This is a genomic window from Alteromonas sp. G4i13, from assembly GCF_054960505.1.
Genome location: NZ_JBHNYX010000031.1, coordinates 1 through 17,790, shown reverse-complemented (window position 1 = coordinate 17,790; position 17,790 = coordinate 1). Strand labels below are relative to the sequence as shown.

Sequence of the window (17,790 nt, the reverse complement as noted above, 5' to 3'; positions counted from 1 at the left end):
AACGAAAAGCCCTAAACCAGAAAAATCACGCAAAATATAACAAATTTGGTGTTTTCCATTGGCATTTACGTATCAAACGGTAAAATTGCGCCCCAAATTAGTTAATTGAAGACCCACTGTGAAGAAACACGACAATATATACGCAAAGGCACTCAATAAAGTAGATGACTTTAAATTTGACGAGTCTGTCGTTGATGTGTTTCCCGATATGATTCAGCGCTCAGTGCCTGGATACGAAACCATTGTTCACACCATAGGCGAATTGGCTAAAATTGCCGTTACGCCCAATACCGTCGTTTATGATCTTGGCTGTAGCTTAGGTGCTGCAAGTTTATCTGTGGCAAGAGCTTTACCTAACGATACATGTGAAATTATTGGTGTGGATGCTTCAGAAGCAATGGTAGAGCGCTGCAAACGCGTCGTACAGACCTTCACACTGCCAAACCCAATTGTTATTCAGCATGGGTTTGCACAAAGTGTAGAAATTAAGAATGCCTCTTTGGTTGTGATGAATTTCACTTTGCAATTTATCCCACCCGCTGACCGCGAAGCGTTATTAAAGCGCATTTATGATGGGTTAAACCCCGGCGGTATGTTGGTGCTATCAGAAAAAATACGCCACCCTACCCTTACTGGCAATGAGCTGCTGGTAGATTTACATCATCAATTTAAGCGCGACAACGGTTATAGTGAACTAGAAGTGAGCCAAAAGCGCGCCGCGTTAGAAAAAGTTATGCTAACCGATACATTTAACGAGCATGATACTCGCTTGAGAAAAGTCGGGTTTACCGATGTTGTGATGTGGTACAAATGTTATAACTTCACGTCTATGGTTGCCATTAAAGGCTAAACAAATCTCGCTACGTCCGTCTTTTCGCAACGTCAACACATATTAAGAACAGTATGAGCAAATTAGAACAAACTTGGTTTACCGATTGCTACAAATCGTTAATAGACAGCCCGCTATCACATTGGCTTCAAACGCTGCCGGCACAAATGGACACCTGGCAGCGAACTGCTAAACACGGTGAGTTTGATAAATGGTGCCGTTTACTTTCGAAGCTGCCGACTACGTCGCCGAGTTGTGTTGATTTAGCCTCAAGCGTTTCCATTGGCACCGAAAATGACGTAGATGAATATGTCCAAAAACAAATTGAAGGAATACTAAAGCAATTTATGCCCTGGAGAAAAGGGCCATTTAATCTTCATGGAATTCATATTGATACAGAGTGGCGTTCGGACTGGAAATGGGATCGCGTAGCACCTCATATTAGTTCGCTGAAAGACCGAAACGTTTTAGACGTAGGTTGTGGTAGTGGTTATCACATGTGGCGCATGCTGGGTGAAGGTGCCAATAACGTAATAGGTATAGATCCTACCCAACTGTTTCTTATTCAGTTTCACGCCATTAAACAATTTATTAGTAAAAGTAGTGCGCCTTCCGAGAATATCCATTTTCTACCGATGGGCATTGAAGACATGCAGCCACTGAGTGCTTTCGACACTGTGTTTTCTATGGGTGTACTTTACCACCGTAAAGACCCAATGGCGTTTCTGCAGCAACTTAAAGACCAGCTAAGAAAAGGTGGCGAACTGGTTCTTGAAACCCTTGTTGTGGATGGTGATGAAAATACAGTATTGATGGCGGGTGAACGCTATGCACAAATGCGAAATGTGTGGTTCTTACCGAGCACTGCAGCCCTATCTGTTTGGTTAGGCCGCTTAGGCTTTGAAAATATTCGCGTTGTAGATATCAACCACACAACCCTAGATGAGCAGCGCGCAACGCCTTGGATGGAAACGCAATCTTTGAAAGATTTTCTCGATCCGGAAGATATTACTCGCACTATCGAAGGTTACCCTGCACCACAAAGGGCCGTTATTGTCGCTAACAAGAAGTAAGTCGTAAGACCACGCCTCTGTTACCCTATTGGCACAAATGTTGTTATCTTAATCAAGAAGAACGTGCGAATTCTGCATTGATTAAGGTGACAACATGGATATACATGGCTTTCTAACGACGCATCAATTGCCAAGTACCTATGCAGAAACTGCACAAAAATGGTTCACCCCATTATGTGAGCAACTGCTTAAGCACCAAGACGGTGCAACACAACCATTTATCGTGGGCATAAATGGCAGTCAGGGTTCAGGTAAATCAACTCTGACCAGTTTTATCGAGTCCTTCCTTACCTCGGTCCACAACAAAAAAGTGGTATCACTCTCAATTGACGATTTTTACTACGACCAGTCGCAGCGAAATGCGCTAGCAATAAAAGTTCACCCGCTTCTAGCAACTCGTGGTGTACCGGGTACTCATGACATTCCTCTAGCGTTAAATACGTTTCGCAGTTTAGAAAAAGGCACGCGTACATCGCTGCCCCGCTTTAACAAAGCTACAGATAACCCGTTCCCCAAAGAACAGTGGCCTGTAATCGAATCTTCACCCGATTTCATCATACTTGAAGGATGGTGTGTGGGCGCTATTGCGCAAACATCTAGCGAACTTAAACGGCCAGTAAACCACCTTGAAGAAGTAGAGGACCCATTGGGCATTTGGCGCTCTTTTGTAAACACTGAACTAGCAGGCGATTATCAGACGTTGTTCGACAAAATAGACTACCGCATTATGCTGAAAGCACCGAGTTTCGACTGTGTGTATCAATGGCGGTTAGAACAAGAACATAAACTCGCCCAAAAAGCGTTAAAAGATAGCGATGGAGTGATGTCTGATGAAGAAGTGGCAAACTTTGTGCAACACTACCAACGCATCACTGAACACGCATTAAGTCACTTGCCTGAAAAGTGCGACACCGTGTTTTATCTAGATGAAACAAGAACGATAACTAAACAGGACGTAAAACGATGACGAAAACGCTTGTTTTCACCGATATGGACGGCACGCTGTTAGACCACCATACCTACTCTTTCGAGGCGGCGAAACCGGCTTTAACGGCATTAGAAAAAAAGGACATTCCCGTTATTCCCACTACCAGCAAAACCTTTGCTGAATTACAACCGCTGCGCGAGAGTATTGGTTTAGACGGGCCTTTTATTATTGAAAATGGCGCCGCTATTTTCATCCCTCATGGCTTTTTCAAACAAAAACCCAGCGGTACGGTTTGGATAGATGGCTACTGGTGTAAGGCGTTTATCTCAAACAAAAATTACTGGATTAAGCTACTTGAAAAAATAGGTAGCGAATTTGACGGCAAGTATAAACAATTCTCAAAAATGTCGATTCAAGAAATTCAGGAATGTACTGGGCTTGACGAAAGGTCAGCGTCACTTGCTGCCAAACGCCAGTTTGGCGAGCCGGTTTTGTGGCTTGGCACTGACGAAGAAAAACAACGCTTTTTAAAGGTAGTAAAAGATCGCGGTGCTTTCCCTCTAGAAGGCGGCCGCTTCATTCATATTTCAGGTAATTGCGATAAAGGCCAGGCTCTCAAGTGGCTGGCCAATGAATATCAAAAGCAACATACCACCAAAGTTAACACTATTGCCCTTGGCGATGGTAAGAACGACGTTGCAATGCTTGAAGCGGCGCACGTCCCCATTCGCATTTTATCCCCGGTAAATCCTCCACCAGCAGTAAAAAAAGAAGAGGTCTATACCAGCACCCTAACCGGCCCTGAAGGCTGGAACGAAATGCTTACTCAATTGCTATCCCTATGATCAGGAGGACACATGGCTGATTTTTATCAAAATGGTGTGGTTACTACGTTACATAACTTAGCTCGTCGTCCTACCGAAGAGCTTGAAGCAGAGCTTCTACAGTTTTCACAGAAGCGCCCTATGGCACTTATTTTACCGTCGCTCTTTTCTGAATTAGAAGGCGACGCACTTCCACATATCGTCAACGAATTAACAGACGTGCCCTACTTATCAGAAATTGTCATCGGTCTGGACCGAGCCAATGAAGAGCAGTACAAACACGCACTAAAATTCTTCGGCAAACTTCCTCAGCATCACAGAGTGCTATGGAACGACGGTCCTCGCCTTAAAGCACTTGATGAAGAGCTTCAGGCTCAAGGCTTGGCGCCAAAGGAGTTAGGTAAAGGCCGAAACGTTTGGTACTGCATGGGCTACGTACTAGCATCGAATCGAGCAGAATCTGTTGCACTACACGATTGCGATATTGTTACCTATAACAAAGATTTGCTCGCAAAGCTTATCTACCCTGTAGCCAACCCAATGTTTAACTACGAGTTTTGTAAGGGTTACTATGCGCGTGTGGCTAACGGCAAAATTAATGGCCGTGTTTCTCGACTTCTTGTTACGCCATTACTTCGTGCATTAAAACGCATAATGGGTGACAACGAATACTTGGAGTTTATGGACAGCTTCCGCTATCCATTAGCGGGTGAGTTTTCGTTTAGACGCGACGTACTAAACGATATTCGCATTCCAAGTGACTGGGGCTTAGAAATTGGTGTGCTGTCTGAAATGCACCGCAACTATTCGCACAACCGCCTGTGTCAGGCAGATATATGTGATATTTACGACCATAAACATCAGGATTTATCGCTTAATAACGACCAAGGTGGTTTATCTAAAATGTCTATCGACATTACCAAAGCCATTTTCAGAAAACTTGCCACGCAAGGCTATACGTTTAGCAACGAAATGTTCCGTTCAATTAAAGCCACCTATTTCCGTATTGCGCTAGACTTTATAGAAACCTACCACAATGACGCCGTAATGAATGGCTTGAACTTAGACATTCACAGCGAAGAGAAAGCAGTAGAAATGTTTGCCAGTAACATTATGAAAGCGGGGCAAAACTTTTTAGAAAACCCTATGGAAACGCCGTTTATACCAAGCTGGAACCGCGTGACCAGCGCGGTACCCGATATTTTAGAACGACTATTAGAAGCGGTTGAAGCCGATACTGCAGAATATATGGAGTAAGTAATATGGCATGGGACCATCTCCATGACAAAGTAAAACACCATTTAGAAAGCATTTATGCCGATGTATCGCTGGACGTCTCGTATGAGACGCTAGCGACTGAGTTAATGAACACTATAGGCATTCAGCAGCAAACGGATATTGCTTCACCTCAGTCTCATCACAATTATTGGGATGAAGATGACATTATCATGATTACCTACGGTGATAGTGTCATTGACGAAGGGGAGCGTCCGCTGGTTACGTTAAATAAGTTTTTGCACCGCTACTGCAAGAACACCGTTAATAATGTTCACATCCTGCCCTTCTTTCCGTACAGCTCAGACGATGGGTTTTCGGTTATCGACTACTCTACGGTGAATGAAGCACTAGGGTCATGGGACGATATTGAAGTCATTGCTGAGGATTATGGCTTGATGACCGACCTAGTTATCAATCACTGCTCTGCAAGAAGCGTGTGGTTTGATAACTTTGTGAAGGGTGAAGGACCAGGATCTGACTTTTTCTTCACAGCAGATCCATCCGATGACCTCTCCATGGTAACTCGCCCTCGTGTGTCGCCTTTGCTGCGAGAAACGGAAACCGCCAGCGGTACAAAGCATGTATGGTGCACATTTAGTCACGACCAAGTTGACTTTGACTTTGGAAACCCCAAGGTGTTGTTAGCGTTTATCGATATCATCAAGCTGTATATTGATAAAGGCGCTAAAATCTTTCGCTTAGACGCAGTGGCATTTCTTTGGAAAATTGTAGGTACAAACTGCATTAATCTATTCCAAACCCACGAAGTCATACGTTTGATCCGAACGCTGATTGAACATGTGGATCCTTCCATCATAATCATTACCGAAACCAATATTCCCAACAGGGAAAACCTAACGTACTTTGGTAATGCTAACGAAGCCCATGCTATCTACAACTTTTCGCTTCCGCCGTTACTTGTAAATACATTAGTAACGGGTGATTGTACGTATTTGAAAAGCTGGATGATGAGTATGCCACCGGCGCAAAACGGCACAGCCTACTTTAACTTTATCGCTTCGCACGATGGTATTGGCTTGCGTCCGGCGGAAGGCCTACTGTCAGATGAAGAAATTTCAGAGCTTGTGCATACAATGCAGCACTTTGGCGGCAAGGTGTCGTGGCGCGCTTCTGATCACGGTCAGCAAAAGCCTTACGAGATAAACATCACCCTGTTCGACGCGCTGCAAGGAACCACCAAGGGCCCTGATAAGTATCAAGTGGACCGATTTATTTGTGCTCACGCCATAATGTTAGGTATGGAAGGTATACCAGGAATTTACATTCACAGTTTACTTGGCACATCCAACGATTACGAAAAAGTCGCTAATACAGGACAAAATCGTTCAATCAACAGAAAACGTTGGGACTTTAATGAATTAGAGGCTCTGTTAGACTCGCCCTTTTCACAGCATCATAAAGTACTCACTCGAATCTCGCAGCTTATACGTATACGTAAAGCGCAGCCTGCATTTCACCCCAATGCAACGCAATTTACATTGCAGCTTGGTAATCAATTATTTGGCTACTGGCGACAAAGTCTCGATAGAAAGCAAAGTATTTTCTGTATTAGTAATATTTCAGACGAAGAACAAACAATTTTGTTGTCTGACATAAACCTTATTGGCACAGATAATTGGATTGATCTCATCACCCGTGACGAGATAGCCCTTTCTAGTGGTTTCTTACAAATGAAGCCTTATCAAGTACTTTGGATCAGCAACCAAGATTTTGAATAAATCTTTGAGCTTATAACGCCAGTCGACCAATAAATCTACCGCGGTAAGGATACTGCGGTGTTATGCTTGTCACACGAGTTAGCAAATCAAAATTTTGTAATGCAAGAAATTAATACCTTTTTTTTCGATTTAGACGGAACCTTGGTAGATTCTGTTCCTGATTTGGCAACAGCGTTAAACCAAACATTAAACGACTACCAATTACCAACGTATAACGAGCAGACAATTAGACACTGGGTTGGAAATGGTGCTCGTGTTCTGGTGGAACGCGGATTGAGCGGCAACGCAAAGATCAGACACCATTACACATCAAACGAGATTGATGCCGCTTTAGAAAAATTTCTTTTCTATTACCGAACGCTAGATACTAAGAGTACAGTGCTGTACGACGGCGTGTTCTCAACACTTCACGCGCTAAAAGAACAAGGGTTCACGCTAGCATTAATCACTAATAAACCTTCGGAATTTATTGAGCCTATCCTTTCATCGTTCTCAATATTCTCGTTGTTTTCGCTTACCATTGGCGGTGATAGTTTACCGGAAAAAAAGCCTTCTTCCCTTCCCCTTCTGCACGCCTGTGAAAAGCTTGGTGTTTCGCCCTCACAGTGTGTAATGGTTGGAGATTCTAAAAATGACATTGTTGCCGCAAAAGCCGCGAACATAAAAAGTATAGGGCTTACCTACGGGTATAACTATGGTGAGAACATCGCAAAATATAAACCTAACTGGGTTTTCGACGACTTTGAAGAGATATTAACGTTCGCTTCTTAATTCATCTGACATAGCCGTTGATGAAACTTCAATTGCGTCGTTTACGCATACTTTCTTTTATTTCACGCTTTAACCTTTGGTATAAGGCCGCTTTTTCTGTAATATCCGCGTGTTAAATCATTTCATGGAGTTGTTGGTATGTCATCTAAATGGCTTTCACTAGAAGAAGCCCTCACTAAAGCATTAGACGCTGCAAAAGCGATAAACGACGTTGAGCAAGTGAGCATTTTTGACGCCAACAACCGCATCTTGGCCCAAGATGTAACTGCCCACGTTGATGTCCCGCCATGGGATAATTCAGCAATGGATGGCTATGCCGTAAATGCGGAAGATCTCAAACACAGTGATAAACTCAAAGTACAGGGTGTAATTACAGCTGGCATGAGTGCTGATGAGCCGCTTGAAAAAGGTAAAGCATTTAAAATAATGACGGGGGCCCCGGTGCCTGCCAATGCTAACGCCGTTGTAATGGTAGAGAATACCGAAAGTCATGATGGCGAGGTTTTGATCAATAAAATTCCATCGGCGCAAGAGAATATACGTAAAAAGGCCAATGATATCGCCAGTGGCGATACACTAATAAGCAAGGGCACGCGCCTTCACGCCGAACACCTTATGCTGCTGTCCTCCCAAGGAAACAGTAAGGTGGCAGTATTCAGAAAACTTCGCGTTGGTGTAGTCGCGACTGGTTCTGAACTTGCTGCACCTGGCGAACCCTGTAAATCGACACAAATTTTCGAGTCTAATCGCGTTGGTGTAAGTAGTATCTTAAGCAATGAAAATGTAGAGCTTATTGATTTCGGCATTGTAGAAGACGACGAAGCTTCTTTGCGTAAACTCTTCATTGAGGCGAGCGAGCGTGTAGATGTAATGGTAAGTAGCGGTGGTGTATCTGTGGGCGATGCCGACTATGTAAAAGATATCATCGCTGAATTGGGCACTATCGACTTTTGGAAAGTCGCAGTTAAACCGGGTAAACCCTTTGCACTGGGCAAAATAAACAACACGTTGTTTTGCGGTTTGCCTGGCAACCCTGTGTCTTCATTTGTTACCGCAAAATTATTGGTTGTGCCTGTTATCAAAAAAATGCAAGGACAAGTACAACCACACGAGCCGTTCTTTGTTAACGCTAGCATTACGACACCTCTTAAGCGACGTGCAGGCCGCCGAGACTTTCAGCGTGCAACCATGGTAAGAAATAATCAAGGTGAATGGGAAGTCACACCATTTAAGTCACAAAGCTCTGGCGTTATGACTTCAATCACTTCTGCTAACTGCCTAATGGTAGTACATGAAGATATAAGTGAGTTAAAAGTTGGCGATACGGTTCCGGTTATACCGCTACATTTTTAACAAGTTCGTTGTTGAAACGCTACTTCGTTAAGGCTTTTAAGCTCGTTTTTATTTTCTGCATTTTTATCGCCCTAGGCGACCCATATAGAGACACATTACCGTGAATAAGAAACGCTTTCTTTTAGAAGGAAGAGACATTTTAAAACTAGCATGGCCATTGTTGGTTGCGCAGATTACTCAAATGCTAATGGGCGTTAGCGATACTATTATGGCTGGGCGTTACAGTGCAACCGACATGGCTGCGGTAGCACTTGGATTTAGCATCACTGTGCCACTGCTTTGCTTTATACAGGGTATAGCGCTGGCACTTCCCCCAATCATTTCACGGCTGCAGGGAAACAAAAATTTAAGTGGTATTGCCGACGCAAGTCAGCAAGCTGGTTATCTGGTTTTCTTTGTGGGATTAGCGGTAGCAGGCTTAATTCCGTTTACTGAAAGCATAGTCGCGCTGTTCCCTATGGCGCCCGAGCTATTTAGCATTACCGTAGACTACGTACTGTATGTGCTGTTCGCTATGCCTGGATTTGCACTTTACCAATGGCTTAGAAACTATTGTGAAGGCTTGGGTAAAACCAAACCCACTATGATTATTACGGTTATCGGGCTGATGGCGAACATTGTAGGGAACTACCTGTTTATCTATGGTGTAGGCCCATTACCAGCTATGGGCGGTGCGGGTTGTGGTATTGCAACGGCCATTGTGATTTACACTATGCTTATAGCAACCGTTATCTATGTTCGTTTTGCCCCTGCCCTGCAAAAGTACAATTTGTTCGGACAATTGTATAAACCTAACATGGTAACCATAAATCGCACCTTCAAAATGGGCTTGCCCATTGCTATGACTATCCTATTTGAAGTGACGCTGTTTTCACTGGTTGCATTGTTATTAGCCCCTTTTGGTGCCACAACGGTAGCGGCCCACCAAGTCGCACTGAACTTCTCGGCCCTGATGTTCATGTTTCCTATGAGTATTGGTATGGCAGCAGCAATTCGCATTGGCTATCGCATAGGGCAAAATAACCCACGACAGGCAAAAATTGCAGCTCGAACCGCTATTCTGATCGGTTTTTTCACCGCTGCGTGTACGGCTAGCTTCACCCTGCTAGCAAAGGGATTCATCATTGGCCTGTACACCAGCGACGAAGCCGTATATACCTTGGCAAATGCGCTATTGATTTACGCGGCGTTATTCCAATTGTCTGATGCGGTTCAGGTGATTTCGGCTAATGCATTACGCGGCTATAAAGACACAACAGCGATGTTTGTTATTACCTTTGTGTCCTACTGGTTAATAGGTCTACCTACAGGCGTTATTTTAGGTAGAACAAACTGGATAACGGCAGAACCAATGGCCGCAGCAGGGTTTTGGATTGGCTTCATTGTAGGATTGAGTGCCGCAGCTGTTATGCTAGGTGCACGCCTTCTTTACATCCAAAGGCCCAGTGCTGTGCATCGTATCGCGAATGCATAATACCTATCCGCATAGATCATTGCCCAGTCAGAAGCTTGCCAGACCTTCCCGAAGGGCGAGTTTAAAATGTTCAATTGAACCAAAGCAGTTACCCCCTGCTTTTTAGTTTGTCCCAGTCTTGTGGCGTGTCTATATCAAATTGTGCGTTAGGTATAGACACAGCCGTTACCCTACCTAGTTTCGCATACTTCTTAATAACCGGCTTAGCCCCCATATCGCCACTTAGCGCTAGCAGTTCACTAAATACCGCTTCAGGAAAGATAGCAGGTACGGTTAATCGACTATTGTTCTCTCCCTGCTTTTGCCATTCACTGCATACTATGTGATTAGGGTTCGCATAAGAAGAGTTGATAAGGCGAACGAAGTCTTGTGCATTAAGACTCGGCAAATCGGCCAACGTGAATAGCACGTGAGTAGGTCTTGTACACAAGCCCTTTGCTGTCGGGGATACTGATTTCGACAGTGATGAAAGGCTTAAAAGATGCGTGAGTCCAGTGCGAATACTTGATGCAAGGCCTTCATCCCAATTAGCGTTGTGAACGATACTGATGGGTAGTTCAGAAACCTTACATGGAGAGTGTTTTAGCTGCGTATTTACGGAATCATGCCATTTACCCGTAACAACAGTAATGGGTAATTCACTGGTTAACGCTAAGTCATTGCGCGCACTAACTACCTCCCCCACACTGTGTTGTATAAGAGAAAGCGCAGAAATTGGGTGTTCCGATAAAAGCTTATTACCCTTGTAGCGAGCGCTCTTTCCGCCCGCCAACACCACAAGTGCTACGGCATAATTTTCCGACTTCAATTCAATATCCGTTATATCAAAGAAATAAAACGTGACACGTCAAAGGGCTTAGCGGCTTCTGCTAAGCCCTTTAATAGCAGCCGTTAACCCTTCAAGCGTAAGCCCATACATTCTGTCTTCCATAATTTCACGAATAATTTTGATAGACGAATAATACGGCCAGTAATTCTCAGCTTGCGGATTAAGCCACACAGCGTTGTTAAAGTGGTTCAATAAGCGCTGCATCCACACACTGCCCGGCTCTTCATTCCAATGCTCTACACTGCCACCTGGATACGTTATTTCATACGGCCCCATGGTAGCGTCACCTACGAAAATAACCTTGTAGTCTTTTCCGTAGCGATGAATGATATCCCAAATAGGAATGCGTTCTTTATTGCGACGAAGGTTATCTTTCCACACCTCCTCATACACGCAGTTGTGGAAATAAAAGTACTCTAAGTATTTAAACTCGCTTTGCACCGCAGAGAAAAGCTCTTGAGTACTTTTTACGTGTGGGTCCATAGAGCCGCCCACATCAAAAAACATCAACACTTTTACCGCATTGTGACGTTCTGGTGACATGTGGATATCGAGTAAACCGCCTTTTTTAGCTGTCTCACCTATGGTTGTTGGCACATCTAGCTGCTCACTTGCGCCTGTGCGAGCAAACTTGCGTAGCTTCCTAAGGGCCACTTTTATGTTACGCGTACCCAGTTCTACATCAGAGCTTAGGTTTTTAAACTCGCGTTTATCCCATACTTTTACTGCCGAAAACTTTCTGTTTCCCTTTTGCCCTATTCGCACACCTTCTGGATTGTCGCCATAAGCGCCAAACGGGGATGTTCCGCCGGTGCCCACCCATTTATTTCCACCTTGGTGACGCTTTTCTTGTTCTTCTAAGCGCTTTTTCAACGTTTCCATCAGTTCTTCAAGGCCACCGGCTTTACGCAGCGCCTCACGCTCTTCAGGGCTTAAATTTTTTTCGATTTCCTTACGCAGCCATTCTTCAGGGATATCTTTACCGAATAGATCGACAGATTCGACACCTTCAAAATATTCAGCAAACGCCCTGTCGAACTTATCGTACTGCGTTTCGTCCTTCACCATTATGGTACGCGACAAACTGTAGAACGCTTCGATATCGGCATACACCACGTGCTTTTCAAGCGCACTAAGCAAATCCAGCAACTCGCGCAGCGTGGTTTTAACCTGATATTTTCGCAGTGTATAAAAAAACTGAATAAGCATTAGCGACGCGCCATAAAGACCAGTTTTTCAAACAAATGTATGTCTTGTTCGTTTTTAAGTAGTGCCCCGTAAAGTGGAGGAATAGTAGCTTTTCCGTCTTTTGAGTGAAGCGCTTCTGGTGGGATATCTTCAGCAACTAAAAGCTTCAACCAGTCGATAAGTTCAGAGGTAGAAGGCTTTTTCTTAAGCCCTGGTACATCTCGAATTTCAAAGAAAGCCTTTAACGCTTCATCAAGCAGCTTTTTCTTTAAATCTGGGAAATGTACGTTAACGATTTCTTGCATTTCCTCTGGATTCGGGAACTGAATGTAGTGGAAGAAACAACGGCGCAGGAAAGCATCTGGCAGCTCTTTTTCGTTGTTCGATGTAATAATAACAATCGGACGCTGCTTCGCGACTACACGTTCTTGTGTTTCATAAACGAAGAATTCCATCTTATCGAGCTCTAGCAGCAAGTCGTTGGGAAACTCAATATCAGCCTTATCAATTTCATCAATTAATAGTACCGGGCGCTTTTCTGCGCTAAAGGCTTCCCATAATTTACCTTTTACGATGTAGTTGCTTATATCGTGAACGCGATCATCACCAAGTTGAGAGTCGCGAAGGCGTGACACTGCGTCGTATTCGTACAAACCTTGCTGTGCTTTAGTGGTTGATTTAATGTGCCACTGAATTAGTTCGGTGCCTAAACTCTCGGCCAATTCTTCAGCAAGCATGGTTTTACCTGTGCCCGGCTCGCCTTTAATTAAAAGCGGACGCTCTAGCGTAATAGCTGCGTTAACCGCCAGCTGTAAGTCTTTGGTTGCGATATAATTAGACGTGCCACTAAAAGCCATTATTGTTGTACTCCGTATAATTTTTCGTCTTTGCAATTTTAACTATAATATCAAGGCCTTCTCATGATTGCCCATAGATATAACATATAGCTAAAAAGCACTTTGCATTTTACTGATTGGGACCAATGATATAGGGGTATGACGAAATCCCCTAATTCAGGCTGTGAATTATTAACTATCACACGCGTTGAATTATTAACTATTAAAAAGGTCGTACAGATCACGACAGACGGGGTTTCCTATAAAATAAGGAACGAGGTAAGGATTTATAATGAACGTATTTGACGACAATTCCCTATCTATTGGCCGCACGCCACTAGTTAAGCTAAATCGCGTAACATCAGGTAATGTATACGCAAAAATTGAATCGCGTAACCCAAGCTTCAGCGTTAAGTGCCGTATTGGCGCAAACATGATTTGGGATGCTGAAAAGCGCGGTGTCCTTACCGAAGGTAAAGAAATTGTAGAGCCGACCAGTGGTAACACAGGTATCGCTTTGGCGTTTGTTGCAGCGTCTCGCGGTTATAAGCTAACGCTAACCATGCCTAGCAGCATGAGCCTTGAGCGTCGCAAACTTCTAAAAGCTTTGGGCGCAAACCTTGTTCTTACTGAAGCGCCTAAGGGCATGAAAGGTGCCGTTGCCGCTGCACAAGAAATTGTGGCATCAGATCCAGACAAATACGTATTGCTTCAACAGTTCGACAACCCGGCTAACCCGGCTATTCACGAAAAAACCACTGGCCCTGAAATTTGGGAAGATACAGACGGTAAAGTAGATGCATTCGTAGCTGGTGTAGGTACGGGCGGTACTATCACGGGTGTAAGTCGCTACCTTAAAAATACGAAAGGTAAAGCGATCACTTCAATTGCTGTTGAGCCAACAGACTCTCCAGTAATTACCCAAGCGCTTGCGGGCGAAGAATTAACCCCTGGCCCACACAAAATTCAAGGTATTGGCGCAGGTTTCATTCCAGGTAACCTAGACCTAGACCTAATTGACGAAGTTGAGCAAGTTACCAACGAAGAATGTATGGACATGGCGCGCAAGTTAATGACCGACGAGGGTATTCTTGCAGGTATTTCTTCTGGTGCAGCCGTTGTTGCTGCTAAGCGTTTTGCTGAACGCCCAGAAAACAAAGACAAAGTGGTTGTAGTACTTCTAGCAAGCGGCACAGAACGTTACCTAAGTAGCCCTCTGTTTGCTGGTGCGTTCGACGAACAAGAAGAAGTTCAATAACCGCCAAAATGTTTCAATTATTTAAAAACGAGGCCTAGTGCCTCGTTTTTTTATGCCTACTCTTTTCTGTTTCTCATGAAGTTTTATGAACACAAACACCTGACTTTTCCACTCTATTACTTTGCTTTTGTGCACAATATTGTGAATAATCAAAGCATAGATTAGCGAAGCGGCGAGCGCATTGACTTCGTTGAGATATAAAACTATCAATAAGAAACGGACCTCTTTACATTAAGGTAATCCAAATGAAAACGCGTATGTGGTACGCCCTGTTCGGGCTTTTTACAGTGTTGATTTTATCCGCTTGCGGTAAAAAGGAAGAAGGCATCGGGCGGTACGGCATGCTTGATGAAAGTACCCCTGAGTACACCACCGTAGCGTTTCTCAAAAGTGTTTATGAAGATGACAACCTTGATACAGCAATTCGACTATCAAGCGAAAAACTGTCTCGTATATTAACGAGATACCACACTAACAGTAACGTTCAGCGCCACCTCTTAAACCTTAAATATGACACCGTCACCATCACTCCTCAAAGTGCAGGCCGAGTTGGCCGCAACGAGTTCGCAGAAAAATCGACAATCACCGTATTTTTAAGTGGAACATACAACGACGATAAAATTGAAGACTTGCGTAGCCTAGACTTGATTAAAGAAGACGGTGAATGGAAGGTTAATAAAATTCATCCAGATGCCTATTTATAACGTGTAGATAAACGTTGTTTTTATGGCCAGCAACGTAGCTTTTTACAAATGAAGAAAATAAAAAGGATGTTTTCCGGCTTTTATGCTTAAAAGCGTTTATTTTTTGTTTAATGGGTTGTTTTAGGGTAATTATATCAAAACGCTCATAAGTGATATACGGATAGTTTCCACCTTGCATAAAGGATTTTTTCTGTACATTAAATTGTTAGCTGCCCAATTAACAAAAAAGGATTTTTCATAATGGATGTTTCAGAATTGGAAATGTTAATCGATGGAATAAAAACAGAATTGCCATTTCCTCCTCCATTTCAATATAAGAAATTTGGTCACGCTCCTTTTCCTCAAATCTTCGACGAAGACGTCACCTGTTCTGCGCAACTAAATCAGGACACTTTTCTTAAGGAACTTTGCTCATATTCTATTGGCGACAGATCACCATTAGCGGTATGAAGTCGCTCTAAGTTGTAATAGCGCATATACGCAGTTACATCATTTCTCATATGTTCACGAGTTGGTTGTGGTATTTTCAATAGCCAATCATGTTTTAAGCTGCCGAAGAACCTTTCAACTACCGCATTATCCCAACAAGCACCAACATCACCCATGCTCGCTCTTATACCGAAATTGGCTAGCAATTTACGATAATGCTTACTGGTGTATTGTGAGCCTCTATCCGAGTGAAACACTAAGCCTTTAGGCGGTTGGCGCAAGTTATAAGCCTTCATCATAGCTTTGCTTACTAAGTCAGTCGTCATTCGTTTGTCGATATGCCAACCAACGATGCGGCGTGAATATAAGTCCATAACAATGGCTAAGTACATCCAGCCTTCACCTGTTCTTAAGTAAGTCACATCACCAGCCCAGACCTGATTTGGTGCAACAGGGTTAAAGTTCTGGTTCAACAGGTTATCAGCAACAGCATCACTGTGTTTGCGTTTGGTTGTCACCTTGTATGCCACTCGTTGAGTCACAACTAAGCCAAGTGTTGCCATTAACTTCTGAACGCCATAATCACTGACGTTAAAGCCCTCTCTGCGTAACTTCTTTCTAAGCTCCCGATAACCTAAGCTATTTCTGCTTTTCTCGAAGAAGTGCTTTGCCATTCGATATAAGTTCAGTTGCTCTGCTGTGATGATTTTGACTGGCCGTTTGAGCCAAGCGTAATAAGCACTACGGCTTACTTTCATCACTTTACAGAGCTTAACTACGGGAAATGCCGAAGATAACTGCTTAATCGTTTTAAACGTTACTTGGTTTCCTTTAGCAGGAGGGCGCTGGCCTTTTTTAAAATCTCTTTTTCCATCCTTAGCTCTTTATTTTCCTTACGTAGTTTTAGCAGCTCTGCTCGTTCATCCGCATTTAAACTGGCTCCAGATTGCTCAGCCTCGAATTTAGCTTTCCAGTGATAAAGTAACTTATCTGTGATACCTAAAGACGCTGCTGCTTTTGGTACGCTGTAGCCTTGCTCGGTTACCAATTTGACAGCTTCTTGTTTAAATTCAGCCGTGTAACTTCTGTTTGTTCGTTTTGTCATTTAACACCTCAATAATTGGATTATATTCCATTATTAAAGTGTCCTGTTTGATTAAAGCAGATCAACCTATTTGGGTGATTGGTCTGCATTATGCCTTTATCCATTAGAGGATCTTGAGTGGATTTTTGTTCGTCCGCGTTACTTAAAGAGAATAGGCAGACTAGTTCCAAAGCAAGTTATTTCTTGTGAGAGTGAATTTCTAAAACTATTAACCAAATTAGGAGTTTCATTCAAAAACGAATCAGGGAATGTCTATATTTATGCAAAAAGCAGCTAACAAAACACTGTAGTCACTCGCTGGCGCTCGTTGGGACACAAACACGCAGGCTCCCTTCGCTTCGCTCCGTATTATAGCCTGCGTATTTGTGCCCCTAAGTGGGGTGTTAGGCGTCATTTACTTACAGCATTAAAAAGTAGGTTCTGCCGTGACATTCCTACATCAAGGTTGTTTCGCTAGGTTGTCTTTACGGCTTGCTTTTTCGGTAGTTTCAATAGCTTTAGCAACGCGTTTTTTTTCAACACCGCAACGCCAACATTCTGCATCACCACTTTTCTAAACTCGCTTGTTTGTCCAGCAATGTCCTTAACATCTGGCATTTCGCACAAGGTTGTTTTATCTTAAATTCAATTATTTAAACACGCGGTCTATTTGGCTAGTGGTGGCAGCAAAGCTGCGTACTTTCAGTTGTACGCCTAACAAAACGCTGTTGGCACTCCCTCCGGTCGCTGGGACGCTAACACGTGGGCTGGCTCGCTTCGCTCGGATTTTAGCCCACGTGCTAGCGCCCCAAAGCTTAGCGTTAGGTGTCAGGGATGAAAACGATACTACTGTCATTTTTTATCATTGTATTGGTTGGGTGCACATCAGTCGCTAAACCTACTATTCACCTCCATTCAAACGGAGTTAGCGAAGCTAAGCTAACTAACCTGAGAATCAAATTAGAAAAAAGTGGATACACCGTAATAAGTGGCCATCAAGACTTCTCTCACTTCTTATTCACGCCACTCATAGTTGTTCCAAAAGATTCAAAGTTCAGCACTCCAGAACTTCAACAACAAATAACCAACACTTTAGGCTCTATCCCAATTGTCAAACGTGGTAACTTTAAAAACCATAAGTATTCGGGCGACCATATTGGTGTATATCTTCGGGGAAACAATGCCACCTAACA

The 17,790-nt window shown here is 43.5% G+C and carries 17 protein-coding genes; 12 read left to right on the top strand and 5 right to left on the bottom strand.

Annotated elements, in window-relative coordinates; all coding sequences use genetic code 11:
* Positions 1-118 precede the first annotated feature (118 nt).
* The 9 genes from cmoA to ACFI6J_RS14890 all read left to right on the top strand — a co-directional run bounded on the left by cmoA (position 119) and on the right by ACFI6J_RS14890 (position 10,269).
* Entirely contained in the window at positions 119-850 is a 732-nt protein-coding gene (cmoA, locus tag ACFI6J_RS14930; protein WP_014976693.1) for a carboxy-S-adenosyl-L-methionine synthase CmoA, read from the top strand.
* 53 nt (positions 851-903) lie between these two features.
* A complete protein-coding gene (gene cmoB / locus ACFI6J_RS14925; RefSeq protein ID WP_462586260.1) occupies positions 904-1,902 on the top strand; it encodes a tRNA 5-methoxyuridine(34)/uridine 5-oxyacetic acid(34) synthase CmoB in 999 nt (332 codons plus the stop codon).
* 94 nt (positions 1,903-1,996) lie between these two features.
* On the top strand, positions 1,997-2,869 hold the full coding sequence (locus tag ACFI6J_RS14920) for a kinase (protein WP_014976694.1): 873 nt from the start codon (positions 1,997-1,999) through the stop codon (positions 2,867-2,869).
* Positions 2,866-3,675 carry an HAD-IIB family hydrolase gene (locus ACFI6J_RS14915; RefSeq protein ID WP_014949681.1) on the top strand — a complete coding sequence of 270 codons (810 nt, stop codon included), beginning with the start codon at positions 2,866-2,868 and terminating at the stop codon, positions 3,673-3,675. Before ACFI6J_RS14920 ends, ACFI6J_RS14915 begins: the two co-directional genes overlap by 4 nt.
* A 12-nt stretch (positions 3,676-3,687) precedes the next feature.
* Complete coding sequence (locus ACFI6J_RS14910) at positions 3,688-4,911, top strand: glycosyltransferase family protein (protein ID WP_014949682.1); 1,224 nt, start codon at positions 3,688-3,690, stop codon at positions 4,909-4,911.
* Between the two features lie 5 nt (positions 4,912-4,916).
* Positions 4,917-6,671: a sugar phosphorylase gene (locus ACFI6J_RS14905; protein ID WP_014976695.1), complete on the top strand. Its 1,755-nt coding sequence runs from the start codon at positions 4,917-4,919 to the stop codon at positions 6,669-6,671.
* Positions 6,672-6,770: 99 nt separating this feature from the next.
* Positions 6,771-7,442, top strand: a complete 672-nt coding sequence (locus tag ACFI6J_RS14900; RefSeq protein ID WP_170826507.1) for a phosphoglycolate phosphatase — start codon at positions 6,771-6,773, stop codon at positions 7,440-7,442.
* Between the two features lie 138 nt (positions 7,443-7,580).
* A complete protein-coding gene (gene moeA, locus ACFI6J_RS14895) occupies positions 7,581-8,795 on the top strand; it encodes a molybdopterin molybdotransferase MoeA (RefSeq protein ID WP_156086479.1) in 1,215 nt (404 codons plus the stop codon).
* 100 nt (positions 8,796-8,895) lie between these two features.
* Complete coding sequence (locus ACFI6J_RS14890) at positions 8,896-10,269, top strand: MATE family efflux transporter (protein WP_014949686.1); 1,374 nt, start codon at positions 8,896-8,898, stop codon at positions 10,267-10,269.
* 88 nt (positions 10,270-10,357) lie between these two features.
* Here ACFI6J_RS14890 and ACFI6J_RS14885 read toward each other — a convergent pair whose 3' ends face one another.
* From ACFI6J_RS14885 to ACFI6J_RS14875, 3 genes are read right to left on the bottom strand one after another with little or no spacing between them, the layout of a single operon-like run.
* On the bottom strand, positions 10,358-11,077 hold the full coding sequence (locus ACFI6J_RS14885) for a nucleotidyltransferase family protein (RefSeq protein ID WP_014976697.1): 720 nt from the start codon (positions 11,075-11,077) through the stop codon (positions 10,358-10,360).
* 48 nt (positions 11,078-11,125) lie between these two features.
* Positions 11,126-12,307 carry a vWA domain-containing protein gene (locus ACFI6J_RS14880; RefSeq protein ID WP_014976698.1) on the bottom strand — a complete coding sequence of 394 codons (1,182 nt, stop codon included), beginning with the start codon at positions 12,305-12,307 and terminating at the stop codon, positions 11,126-11,128.
* Positions 12,307-13,143, bottom strand: coding sequence for an AAA family ATPase (locus ACFI6J_RS14875; RefSeq protein ID WP_014976699.1), 837 nt, complete (start codon positions 13,141-13,143; stop codon positions 12,307-12,309). The genes ACFI6J_RS14880 and ACFI6J_RS14875 overlap by 1 nt, the downstream gene beginning before the upstream one ends.
* Positions 13,144-13,414: 271 nt before the next feature.
* On the opposite strand from ACFI6J_RS14875, the gene cysK reads away from it, so the two are divergent.
* Together cysK and ACFI6J_RS14865 are read left to right on the top strand one after the other, a co-directional pair.
* Positions 13,415-14,380, top strand: coding sequence for a cysteine synthase A (gene cysK / locus ACFI6J_RS14870; RefSeq protein ID WP_014949690.1), 966 nt, complete (start codon positions 13,415-13,417; stop codon positions 14,378-14,380).
* A 245-nt stretch (positions 14,381-14,625) separates the two neighbouring features.
* Positions 14,626-15,084, top strand: a complete 459-nt coding sequence (locus ACFI6J_RS14865) for a nuclear transport factor 2 family protein (RefSeq protein ID WP_014949692.1) — start codon at positions 14,626-14,628, stop codon at positions 15,082-15,084.
* 383 nt (positions 15,085-15,467) lie between these two features.
* Here ACFI6J_RS14865 and ACFI6J_RS14860 read toward each other — a convergent pair.
* Positions 15,468-16,618 (bottom strand): IS3 family transposase gene (locus ACFI6J_RS14860; RefSeq protein ID WP_085929704.1). Its coding sequence is split into 2 segments (ribosomal slippage): positions 15,468-16,342 and positions 16,342-16,618, totalling 1,152 coding nucleotides; the frame shifts between segments, so codons are not numbered across the junction.
* A gap of 70 nt (positions 16,619-16,688) precedes the next feature.
* Here ACFI6J_RS14860 and ACFI6J_RS14855 point away from each other — a divergent pair.
* Positions 16,689-16,895, top strand: a complete 207-nt coding sequence (locus ACFI6J_RS14855) for a DUF6678 family protein (RefSeq protein ID WP_462586259.1) — start codon at positions 16,689-16,691, stop codon at positions 16,893-16,895.
* 351 nt (positions 16,896-17,246) lie between these two features.
* Here the strand turns inward: ACFI6J_RS14855 and ACFI6J_RS14850 are convergent, their stop codons facing one another.
* Entirely contained in the window at positions 17,247-17,453 is a 207-nt protein-coding gene (locus ACFI6J_RS14850; RefSeq protein WP_197044412.1) for a hypothetical protein, read from the bottom strand.
* Positions 17,454-17,790 lie beyond the last annotated feature (337 nt).